The following is an 11,380-nucleotide window of genomic DNA, read 5'->3' as shown; positions in this document are numbered from 1 at the left end:
GCGTGCCGATGGACGAGCTGAGCGGCCCGTCGTCGGGGTGGCCTACGGACGCCGGATACGTCCGTCGGGTCACGACCCCGCACATCGTGGTGCGGTCCCCCGCCGGGCTGCCGGTACACCTGCTCCTGGTGACCGAGTGGCTGGAGAGCGTGAGCTTCCACCTCTCGTGGCCATGGCTGACCGGGGACGTCCACGCGGGCGTCCGCCAGGCTTACCGCCTCGAGGCCGCGGACGGCAGCCCGCTCCCGTTGATCGACTCACGCGTGATGCCGCTGGCAGATCGCATGATGGAGATCAGCTTCTTCGACACCCGGGCGCTCGACCGTGCCCAGAACCTCGCGCTCCGGTTGCGGTGCCGGTTGGCTGAACCGCTGGCCGTGCCGTTCGCGGACTGAACCGCCGCGCCCGCCGGTCCGGTGGAGGACCGGACGAGCCGGCCCTGCCGGTCACCCGCCGCCGCTGGTGCCGGGCGGGTCGGGCCGGTCCGCGCCGGAAGGGGCCAGGGCGGCGCTCTGGAGTGCCCGGCGGCGCTGCTGCCAGACAAGGGGCGCCTCGCCGTGACGGACCCGCAACCATGCCCACGTCCCCGCGCCGACGACGAGTGCGGCGGCGGTGATGATCAACACCAGAGCGGTCGACGCGCCGAGCAGCTTGGCGCCCGAGGCCAGCATGATCACTGCCAGCGCCCGGCGGACGAGGCTACCCGGGGAGCGGGAGGACACCCGCGCGCCGATCCACACTCCCGGGATCGCGCCCACGAGGATGCTGCCGGTGAGCCCGAGGGCGAAGTCACCGAAGAGCAGGTGCCCGAGTGAGGCCGAGGCGACCAGGGGAACGGCCTGGACGAGGTCGGTTCCCACGAGCTGACCGACCCGGATCGTCGGGTAGAGCAGCAGCAGGAAGACGATCATGAGCGAGCCCGCGCCCACGGAGGTCATCCCGACCACCATGCCGCCTCCGGCCCCGACCAGTGCGGTGGCCAGGCGGCGCGGCGGGATCGACGACAACGAAGGCTCCGGCTCATCCGCGTCGCCCCGGCGGCGTCGCCGCTCGCGTTCCCTCAGCTTCAGGTAGGCCTTGGCACCCATGGCGAGCGAGGCCAGCACGAGGATGAAGCCGAGCGTGAACAGCAGGGTGCGTTGCAGGTCGGCGCCGTCCCCGATCTGCCGCAGGAGCAGCACCCCGGAGAACGCGCCGGGCACCGATCCCACGCACAACCACTTGACCAGGCCGAGGTGCACGGTGCCCCGCCGGAGGTGCACCAGCCCTCCGATGGGCTTCATGAAGAAGCTCGCGACGACGTCGCTGGAGACGGCGGCCAGGGGAGGGACCCCGAAGAAGAAGACGAGGATCGGCGTCATCAGTGCGCCGCCGCCCATGCCCGTCAGGCCGACGACGAGGCCGACCAGCAGGCCGGCCACGGCGATCGCCGGATCCCACCACTCCATGAAGCCTCCCGCCCGATCTACGATTCGCCACCGGCGCCGCACCGGCGCCGACGTGGTCGCCTCCGCGACCGCGCCGGGACCAGGCCGCGCTGTGACGATAGGGCCCGTCCGGTCCGGTCCGGGCGTGGTGCGCGTCCGGCGAAGACCGGCCACCTTCGCAAAGTGTCGCGCAGAACCCGGTCAGCGAGCGATCGGGTTGCACATCACTCATCCTTCCGGTGGTTTCTCAACGCTCTGCTCGTGGTGACTCAACGGAGTCGTTCATGGCCTCCGCAGTGTGGACACGCCGGAGTTCTGCCATCCGTGAGCCGCTGACCAGCACCTTCGACGCTTCCGCGGTGCTCACGGTGAGTTGCGACGCAGGGTCGCCTGGGTCGACTCCCTAGGAGCGGTGTGGTTACCTGCATTGGGCCGATCAGTGGCTGAACGACACGGGGATCAGCGGCAACGCGAGGGGAATTCATGAAGTGCGTGGTGACCGGTGCCGCCGGCTTCGTCGGATCACATCTGTCGGAGTTGCTCCTCGCGCACGGTGACGAGGTGGTCGGCATCGATTCGTTCACCGACTACTACGACACGGGGCTCAAGGAGAGCAATCTGCGGAGCGCCCTGGAGCACGATCGCTTCACCCTGCGCCGTGAGGACCTCCTCGGAACCCGGCTGCCCGACCTGTTCGAGGGCGCCGACGTGGTGTTCCACCTCGCCGGTCAGCCAGGTGTGCGCCCGTCCTGGGGCGCGGAGTTCGCGACGTACACCTCGCGGAACGTGCTGGCGACGCAGGCGGTCCTCGAGGCCGCCCGGGAGCTGCCGCTGACCAAGCTCGTCTACGCCTCGAGCTCCAGCGTCTACGGGGACGCCGAGTCCTACCCGACCGCGGAGACGCTGCGGCCCCAGCCCGTCTCGCCCTACGGCGTCACCAAGCTCGCCGCCGAGCACCTCTGCGAGCTGTACCGGAAGGGCTTCGGGGTGCCGGCCGTGTCGCTGCGGCTCTTCACCGTCTACGGCCCGCGTCAGCGCCCCGACATGGCGTTCTCGCGACTCGTCACCTCGGCGCTGCACGGCGACGTGTTCGAGCTGTACGGCGACGGTGGGCAGACCCGGGACTTCACCTACGTCGGTGACGTGGTGAGCGCGATGCGGGCCGCGGCGCTGTCGGACTTCACCGGCGTCGCGAACATCGGCGGCGGCAGCCGGACCTCGATGAACGAGGTGATCGACATCATCACGGGGCTCGCCGGTGAACCGAACGTCCACCGGCTTCCGAAGATGCGAGGGGACGTGCGCGACACGGCCGCCGACACGCAGACGGCGTCCGAGGGCTTCGGCTACGTCCCGAAGGTGGGTCTGAGCGATGGACTGGCACGGATGGTGGAGGCGGGGCGCCCTGCGATCTCGGTGTGACATGGATGACCAGCGCGGAAGGGTGGGGAGCCTGAGATGAGGTGTTCCGAGGAGTCGGAGGGAGCGGTCGCGTCACAGGTGACCGGCCGGGCCGAGCAGGCCGGTGGCCGGGCCCGGTGGGCGCCCGTGCACGTGGCGGGCACCCGATGACCGCCGACCTGGGCAGCGACGTCACGCCCGTCACCGTGCAGCCGGCCACGCTTCCCCCGTCGCGGACGCGGTCCGGTGCGCTGGACGACGCGCCTGCCTCCCCGGCCGGCGCAGCCGAGCCGACGGCCTCTGGGCAGCGGCGGCACGCCCGGAGCGCCGTGCCCCGCAAGACGTTCACGGAGCGGCGCCGCACCCCCTCTGCCGTGCTCGTGGCGTGCGACGTCACGGCGTTCGCGGTCGCCGCGCTCCTGACCCGCAACGCAGACCTCAAGTCGCTGCTCGTGCTGGCCTTCGTCCTCGTGCTGTTCCACCAGGGAGACCTCTACCGGTCGCGGCTGTCCCTGTCGGTCCTCGATGACGTGCCCACCATCGTCGGGCGGTCACTGGCGGTCGGTGCGCTCGCCATGGTCCTGGGCGGGCTGCCCGACGGGGTGGCCGGGACGACCCGCCTCGTCATGGCGATCGTCTTCGCCGGCCTGTCCCTCGCCCTGCGGACGGTCGCGTACGGCGTCTTCCGGGCGGCGCGCCGCCGTCATCGGTTGCGCCAGCGCGCACTCGTGCTCGGCGCCGGGACGCTCGCCGGCTCGCTGACGGCCAACCTGCTGGCGCACCCGGAGTACGGGCTGCAGCCCGAGGGCATGCTCGACGACGACCCCATGCTCCCCGACGACGAGCGGCCGGTGCCCGTGCTGGGCGGCTACGACGACCTCAGTCGGGTGATCGTCCAGCACCAGATCGACATGGTCATCGTCACCTACGGATCGCTGCGCGAGCCCTCCATGGTCAGCGTCCTGCGGGCCTGCGACCGGCTGGCCTGCGAGATCTACTTCGTGCCCCGGCTCTACGAGCTGCACTCGGTGACGCGGGAGACCGAGGTCCTCTGGGGCGTCCCCCTGGTGCGCCTGCGCCGCGCCCCGTTCCGGACCCGCGCCTGGACGGGTAAGCGGGTCTTCGACGCGGTGGTCTCCGGCGTCGCGCTGCTGATGGTGGCACCGGTTCTCGCCGTCTGCGCGGCGCTCGCCCGCTGGGAGACCGGCTCGGCCCTCTTCCGCCAGGAGCGGATCGGTCTCGACGGCCGGCCCTTCAATCTCTACAAGTTCTGCTCCCTCCGGCCTGCGGTCACCAGCGAGTCCGCCGTCCGGTGGAACATCGCCGAGGACGGCCGGCTCCGCCCGGTGGGGAGGTTCCTGCGGCGCACCTCGCTGGACGAGCTGCCCCAGCTGTGGAACGTGCTGCGCGGCGACATGAGCCTGGTGGGGCCGCGTCCCGAGCGGCCGTTCTTCGTCGACGAGTTCACCCGGCAGATCCCCTGGTACACCGCTCGGCACCGGGTCCCGGCCGGCCTGACCGGCTGGGCCCAGGTCCACGGGTTGCGGGGCGACACCTCGATCGCCGATCGCGCACGCTTCGACAACGCCTACATCGAGAACTGGTCGATGTGGGGCGACGTCAAGATCCTGCTGAGGACCGTCGGGCAGGTGCTCGGAGCGGCAGGCCGGTAGACCGGTCCGGCTCAACACGTGGAGGAACGCACGCCGGGAGCTGACCCAGGCGGGTGAGCGCCGTCGACGGGACGCGCCCTCCCCATGGACAATGCAATGCCCGGCTCCGAACGGCAGGGCTCTACGTGACAGGAATGACGACAGTGGATCTGAACGAAGCGGCCCAGCGCATTTTCAAGTACCACTGGGTGCTGATCCTCGTGACGGTCATCGTCGGCATCAGCATCCCCCTGCTGCTGTCGCGGTTGGACGACGACGCGTACGCCGCCAGCGCGCGCCTGGTGATCGGGTCCGCGGACGCCCGGGACGGTCAGGAGGCGAACGCGCTGGCCGACACGGCCCTCGCCGTGGCCACGAGCCCGGAGGCGATCGCCGAGGCGCTCCAGCAGGCCGGCGTGGACCGGGAGCCGTCCGCGGTCGCCGGCAACGTCCGCGTCGACCCGGTCGGCAGCTCCGGCGTGCTCGAGCTCTCGGTGACCGATGCGGACCCGCAGGCTTCGGCGGAGATCGCGAACGCGCTCGCCACCGAGATCGTCGAGCGGCGTGAGGACGCCGTCTTCGGCAACACGCAGGCGCTGCTCGCGGAGACCGATGAGCGGATCGCGGCCCTCACCGAGACCGTGCGGGCCATCGAGGCCGAGGCCGACGCGGCCGCGCGGGCCGAGGCGGCGGCACGTGCCGTCGGAGCGCCGCTCGGCACCGGCCTCGCGGCGATCGCCCTCCGGCACGACCAGGCGGTCACGGAGCTGGGGCGCGCGCAGGCCCAGCGGCAGGACCTCGCGCAGAGCCTCGCCGAGTCGGTCCGGCCGCAGGTCGTCGACGCCTCTGCCGGGGAGGGCTCGCTCGTCGCGACCGGCCTGCCCGCCCGGCTGGCGGTGGGTGGTCTGCTCGGTCTGATCCTCGGCGTGGCACTGGCGGCGACCCTCGAGGCGTTCCGCCCCACGCTGAGCCCCGCGGCGCTCGCCCGGCACCTCGACGTCCAGCTGCTCGGGAACGTCCGGCGCCTGCCACGGGGCCCCGAGGAGTTGACCGACAAGTGGCTCGCCAGCTACGTCAACCTGGCGGCGGACGGCGCCGGGGTGCGCTCCTTCGAGCTCGTCCCCGTCGGTCCGCAGATCGACGTCAGGGGCCTGGCGCGCGGCCTGGCCGCCGACAGCGAGCAGCTGGGCAGCGGGAAGGAGATCGTTCCCGTGGTGCTCGACGGCCCGCACGACTCCCACCTGCCGGCGCGGCTCACCCAGCCGGGCACCGGCATCGTCGTCGTGGCGCCGCGGAAGGTGCAGGCTCCCGCCCTGGCGAGCCTCGAGCGGCACGTGGCCCTCACCCGGCAGCCCGTGATCGGGGTCATCGGCTACGGCAGTCCGGCGGGCGCAGCGCCGCAGCAGCGCGACAGCGTCCCGGGCGACTCCGCCCGGCGGCCGGTCGAGCAGGATCCTGCGCCGACCGCCGCCGCCTCCTCCTCCTAGCGGCGATGATGGACCAGCGATCGGGGGCCTCTGGCCTGCTGTCCGGTGCGCCCCGGCACGCCGCGAGCAGTTCCGCGCCCCGGCACGCCGCGGGCAGTTCCGCGTCCGCGTCGTCCGGCGCGGGCCGGCGCCTCCCGGCGTCCGCGGGTGAGCCGGGCCGGTTCGCGCTCGGCGCGGTGGCGGTCGCGGTCGCCCTGACCCCGCTGGTCGCCCCGAAGGGACCCGGGCACGGGGCGCCGATCGACGCGCTCATGGCCTTCGGCATCTTCGCCGTCGTCCTCTGGGCACTGCGCAGCAAGGCGACCCTGCGCATCCCCTACGTCATCCCGATGACCGCGCTCATCGTGGTCGGCCTCGCCTCGGCCATGGTGAGTTCCGGCCCCGGCAGCGGGGTGGTCGCGGGCATCCAGGAGGTGTTCCTCCTGGTCTGGGCCGCAGCGCTGGCGACGATGTGCCGAACGCCGCGCGCGCTCGGCGTGGTGCTGCGCACGTGGGCCCTGTCGGCCACGGCGTGGGCGGTGCTGCTCATCGCCGCCGTCGTCACCGGGACGACGGCCGTCTCGGGGGCCACCGGGGACGGCGGTACGAGGGCGCGGCTGCTGTTCGACCACCCCAACATGGCCGGCAACTACTTCATGATCTCCGTCTTCGTGGTCGTGGCCTCCGGCGTCCCACGCCGGTGGTGGCTGCGGGTCGGCGCATGCCTGCTCCTCGTCCTGGCGATGCTCTCCAGCGGTTCCAACGCCGCCCTGCTCTCGCTCATCGGTGGCAGCGTCGTCGCGCTGTTCCTCCACCTCCGCGCGCGCCGGGGGATCGTCACCGCGACGGCGGTCGTCGCCATGGTGATCGCCGTCCTCGGCATCGGCTGGGTGGAGGTGGCTCAGCCGCTGATCACGGCTGCGCAGCAGAGCGACAACCCTCTGCTCCGCTACTCGGTGGGGCGCGGCGCCCGGAGCGCGGAGGCACGGACCAACCTCTTCCAGTCGCAGTTCGAGCTGTTCCAGCAGGGGCACCTCCTCGGCATCGGCCCGGCCAACACCCGTGCCGCGCTGGGCGACGCGGCTGCCACGACGGTCAAGGAAGCGCACAACGACTACCTGGCCACCCTCGTCGAGCGGGGGCCGCTGGGCGTGCTGGCGCTCATGGGGCTGATCGGCGCGGTCGGCGCCCGTGCCGTACGGATCACCCGCCGGCCCCTGCCTCGGGCCGTGGCGGCCGCCGTTCCGGTCCCCGCGGCGCTGGTCGGGGCCTGTGCTGCCTTCGCGCTCACCGCGGTGACGCACGAGGTGCTGCACTACCGGTGGCTGTGGACCCTGTTCGCGCTCTTGGCCGCCGTCCACCTGCTGGCGCGGTCCCGGTCGGACCCCGGCCCGGCCGGGGACGCGGCGACGACCACGCCGGCCGGCGCAGAGCTGGTCCGGGTCCAGCGGCGTGTCCGCTGAGCTGCTGGACGACGGGCCCAGGAACAGCCGCCCCGCGGCGAAGGGTGTCGTCTCGAACTCGCAGTGGCAGCTGCTCAGTTTCGTCTTCCGCGCGGTCGCCGGGGTGGGCGTCGTCGTCCTGCTCGCCCGCGCCGGTGGCCCGCGGGCCCTGGGTGTCGTCCAGTTCGCGCTCACGCTGACGTCCCTGCTGCCGTTCTACTACGGGGTGCCGAGCCTGCTGGCCCGGGAGGTCGCCCGCCGGGCCGAGGACGGGCGGCGCTGGGTCGAGGCCGGCACCCTGCTCGCGGTCCTGTTCGGCGGGGCGTTCGCCGTCCTCCTGCCGGCCGGGGCATGGGCGGTGGGGACCAGCGGGACCATCGTCGTCTCGATCGCGATCGCGGCGGCCGGAATGACGTTGGACGGGATCGCACGGGTCCAGTTCGCTGCCTTCTGGGCCTGGGAGCGAATGGACGTCGAAGCCAAGATCACCGGGCTGCAGGAGACGGCCTACCTCGCCGGCGCCGCCGCCGCCCTTGCGCTGGGGGGCGGCCCGCTGTGGGTTCTAGGCGTCTTCGCCGGCTCCCGCGCGGTGGGTGCCCTGGTCGGCTGGCTCCTGGTCGGGCGCCACCTGGGTGGCCTGCCGCTGCCCCGCGTGGCGCGCGGTGGCCTGCGGCCGATGGTCCGGCAGTGCACCCCCTTCGCGATCAGCGACACCCTGACGCTGACCTACGCGCGGTTCGACGCGGTGATGCTCGGGGTGTTCAAGGGGCCGGTGGCGGTCGGCCTGTACCAGGCGGCGACGAACCTGGTCCTGTACTTCAACGTCCTCGCCCGCAGCATCAATCGCGCGCTCTACCCGCGCATGGGCCGGGCCTGGCCGGGCGACAAGGACGGGTTCCGCCGGCTACGGGACGTCTCCCTGCGGGCGATCGCCTTCATCGGCATCCCGATCGCCGCGGCCTCTCTGCTGCTCGCGCCCCGGACGATCGACTTCCTGTACGGGCCCGAGTTCCTGCCCGCCGTGCTGACCTACCAGCTGCTCGTGACCGTGATTCCGGTACGGATGCTCGGCAACACCTTCAGCCTCTCCCTCGCCGCCACCGACAACCAGACCCCCCGGACCATCGCGGTGGCCGTGGCGGCCGGGCTCAACGTCGCGCTCAACCTCTACTTCATCCCCCGTTTCTCCTACCTTGGAGCTGCCATGACCACAGTGATCTGCGAGACGGGGCTCCTCGTCGCCTACGCCGTCCTCCTCCGCCGGGCCGCCGGCCGCTCGGAGCTGCTGCGTTCCCAGCTCTGGCCCGTGGTGGGAACCCTGCCGATGGCTGCGGTGATCCTCCTGACCCGGGAGCAGCACGTGCTGGTCTCCGCGGCGGCCGGCATCGTCGCCTACGCCCTGGCGGTGGCCGCCGTCGCTCTGGTCAAGGCGTCCGGTGACCGGCGCCGTCCGGCCCGGGTGCTCGCAGCGCTCGTGCGGCCGGCCCGATGAGGCCCGGCGACGCGGCGGACGTGACTCCGCGGGACCTGCCGACGTTCATCGTCATCGGTGCGATGAAGGCAGGCACCACCAGCCTCTACCACTACCTGCGCAACCACGAGCAGATCTTCATGCCGAAGATCAAGGAGCTGGACTTCTTCGCGGAGGGCGGCAACTGGTCGCGCGGGATGGACTGGTACCGGCAGCAGTTCCACGGCGCCGGTGACGCCGTCGCCCGTGGCGAGGCCTCGACCCTGTACACGAAGTACCCGCAGTACGACGGCGTCCCCGAGCGGATCGCCGCTGCGCTGCCCGACGTGCGGCTGGTCTACCTCGTCCGCGACCCCATCGTGCGGATGCGCTCGCACTACGAGCACCGGGTGGCACTGGGCGCCGAGACCGCGCCGCCGGAGATCGCGCTGCTGGAGAACCCGATCTACCTGGCCTACAGCCAGTACGCGATGCAGCTCGAGCGGTACGCGGCCCACTTCCCGCGCGAGCAGCTGCTCGTGGTCACCTCCGAAGGCCTCCGCCACGACCGCGCGGTGACGGTCCGGGAGGTCTACGAGTTCCTGGGCGTCGACCCGTCGCTGAGCCCGCCGGCTCTCGAGACGGAGTTCTACAAGACCTCGCAGCGCCGGTCCTACCCGCCGATCGTCTGGTCGGCCCGCCGCTTCCTCAAGCGGCACGTGCCCCAGGCCAAGCGCGCCAAGGAGGTCGTGGACTCGATGTTGGAGCGCCGCGCAGCATCATCGGGGGCCGGCTCGGCCGCGTCGGGCACGGCGTCCGCGGACACGGTGATCACGCCGGAGCTGCGGGCCCGGCTCGCCGAGCTGCTGCGGGACGATGTCGCGCGGCTGCGCCCGTACATGTCCCCGGGCTTCGACGGGTGGGGCATCGGCTGAGCGGCCATCGCCCTCGCCGCGCTCACATCCCTTCCGGTCGCCGTGCACGTCCGGCGACCGGAAGGGATCAGCCGCGGCGCCGGCCGCCGGCCGTGACGAGCACCCGCTGGAGGACGTCCCGGTAGCCGCTGGTGATCGCGTGCGCCGACCAGCTGGACAGGTCCGCGGACGGTTCCTCGGCGGCGCCGCCGGCCAACACCTCGGCCAGGGCCTCGGCGACCTCGTCCAAGCGGCCGAGTGGCACGGCGACGCCTGCCGCGCCGAGGGAGACGAGCTCGCGCACGCCTTCGACGTCGAAGGCCACGAACGGCGTGCCGCAGGCCGCCGCCTGCACGAGCACCTGCGGCAGCCCCTCCGCCTCGCTGAGCAGGACGACGGCGTCCGCGCCGCGGATGGCGTCGTGCACCTGCCCCGGGTCGGTCAGGTGACCGGTGAGAACGGCGTGCTCCTCCAGGCCGAGTTGCCGGAGCTCGTCGAGCAGCGGCTGCCGCTGCGGCCCATCGCCGAGTACGAGCAGGTCCGGCGGGTCGGCCAGGTCGTCGTGCAGCCGGCGCAGCAACCGGGCCAGCAGCAGTGGGTTCTTCCGGGGCTCCAGGCTGCCGACGTAGCAGATCAGCGGTCTGCCGGGCACCGTGCCGTGGCGCTGGTCGAGCAGCGCCCGCGCCTCCTGCCGGGGGCGGAGGCTCTCGGGCAGGGGCACGCCCGATCGCACCGTGTGCAGCCGGCCGGCAGGGACGCCCAGGGCCGCGAAGCGCTGCGCCAGATCGTCGCCGACCACGCAGAAGGCGGCGGTCCGTCTGCCGAGCAGGCGCTCGATCCGGGTGAAGAGGGTGTTCTCGAGCCGGCCGTACCCGGGGCCGAAGCTGGCCATGGACAGCGAGTGGACGGACGGCCGGCCTGCCGCGGCCGCGGCCGCGCGGGCGAGCACGCCCGCCTTGGACTGGTGGGTGACGACGGCCGCGTACCGGCCGCTGCGCAGCCGGCGCCACAGCGTGACGAGCGCCCGGACGTCGTCCAGCGGCGACACCTGGCGCACCAGGTGGGGCAGCGTCTCGACCCCGTCGGCGCCCGTCTGTCGGAGTGCGAGATCGACGTCGGAGTCGGCACCGACGAGCAACTCGTGCCGTGCCTCCGGCAGCGCCCGGACGATGTCCTGCACCCGGCGTTCGGATCCGCCGCGCTGGTACCGCGTGACCACGTGCAGGATTCGCGGCGCCGCGCCGTCCTCGCCGGATACGGGTGCTGCCTGGTCCACGGGTGTGCCTTCCTGCGGGACGGTGGTGCCCCGTCTGCTCGGTGCGGAGACCGACGGCGAGGATCCGCCGTCCGTTGCGTCGTACGGCGGCCCATTCTGCGGGACGGCGACCGGTGGACGTCGGTCGCGCAGCCACGACTGGCCCGAGCGGGTGACAGCTGCCCGGCGCGGGAAGCTGCCGTGTGCGCTACGTCTCAGGGCGGAAAGCATTCCGGCGTGGTGCGCGCGTCACGCACGTTGCCCACTACGCAGGGTGAGCAAGCGGCCTGTGACGGCGGGAAAAAACCCATGATGGGTTGACTCGAGGCCGCTCGGTCGTGACCCTGAGCGAGCCTGTCCGCCCGATCGAAGG

9 protein-coding genes are annotated in these 11,380 nt (G+C 72.7%); 7 read left to right on the top strand and 2 right to left on the bottom strand.

The genetic code is table 11. The annotated features are described in order from the left end of the window. Window positions 1-86: 86 nt before the first annotated feature. On the top strand, window positions 87-395 hold the full coding sequence (locus tag QOZ86_RS11390; RefSeq protein ID WP_284492079.1) for a hypothetical protein: 309 nt from the start codon (window positions 87-89) through the stop codon (window positions 393-395). Window positions 396-446: 51 nt separating this feature from the next. Here QOZ86_RS11390 and QOZ86_RS11385 read toward each other — a convergent pair whose 3' ends face one another. Continuing rightward, window positions 447-1,448, bottom strand: coding sequence for a sulfite exporter TauE/SafE family protein (locus QOZ86_RS11385; RefSeq protein WP_284492078.1), 1,002 nt, complete (start codon window positions 1,446-1,448; stop codon window positions 447-449). 462 nt (window positions 1,449-1,910) lie between these two features. On the opposite strand from QOZ86_RS11385, the gene QOZ86_RS11380 reads away from it, so the two are divergent. The 6 genes from QOZ86_RS11380 (at window position 1,911) to QOZ86_RS11355 (ending at window position 9,773) form a co-directional block, all read left to right on the top strand. Continuing rightward, entirely contained in the window at window positions 1,911-2,849 is a 939-nt protein-coding gene (locus QOZ86_RS11380) for an NAD-dependent epimerase/dehydratase family protein (protein WP_284492077.1), read from the top strand. Between the two features lie 146 nt (window positions 2,850-2,995). Then, window positions 2,996-4,501, top strand: coding sequence for a sugar transferase (locus tag QOZ86_RS11375; RefSeq protein ID WP_284492076.1), 1,506 nt, complete (start codon window positions 2,996-2,998; stop codon window positions 4,499-4,501). 143 nt (window positions 4,502-4,644) lie between these two features. Next, a complete protein-coding gene (locus tag QOZ86_RS11370) occupies window positions 4,645-5,967 on the top strand; it encodes a hypothetical protein (protein ID WP_284492075.1) in 1,323 nt (440 codons plus the stop codon). Window positions 5,968-6,143: 176 nt separating this feature from the next. Beyond that, a complete protein-coding gene (locus QOZ86_RS11365) occupies window positions 6,144-7,409 on the top strand; it encodes an O-antigen ligase family protein (protein ID WP_284492074.1) in 1,266 nt (421 codons plus the stop codon). Continuing rightward, window positions 7,399-8,880 (top strand): flippase, encoded by a 1,482-nt coding sequence (locus QOZ86_RS11360; protein WP_284492073.1) that lies wholly within the window; start codon window positions 7,399-7,401, stop codon window positions 8,878-8,880. The genes QOZ86_RS11365 and QOZ86_RS11360 overlap by 11 nt, the downstream gene beginning before the upstream one ends. A 20-nt stretch (window positions 8,881-8,900) precedes the next feature. Continuing rightward, a complete protein-coding gene (locus QOZ86_RS11355) occupies window positions 8,901-9,773 on the top strand; it encodes a sulfotransferase family protein (protein WP_284492072.1) in 873 nt (290 codons plus the stop codon). A 67-nt stretch (window positions 9,774-9,840) separates the two neighbouring features. On the opposite strand, the gene QOZ86_RS11350 is transcribed toward QOZ86_RS11355, so the two are convergent. After that, window positions 9,841-11,028 (bottom strand): glycosyltransferase, encoded by a 1,188-nt coding sequence (locus tag QOZ86_RS11350; protein ID WP_284492071.1) that lies wholly within the window; start codon window positions 11,026-11,028, stop codon window positions 9,841-9,843. Between the last annotated feature and the right edge of the window lie 352 nt (window positions 11,029-11,380).

The sequence above is a fragment of the Blastococcus capsensis genome (assembly GCF_030165005.1).
Taxonomy (GTDB): domain Bacteria; phylum Actinomycetota; class Actinomycetes; order Mycobacteriales; family Geodermatophilaceae; genus Blastococcus; species Blastococcus capsensis.
Note: the sequence above shows the minus strand (reverse complement) of the source record. Positions and strands in the feature narration are given on the sequence as shown.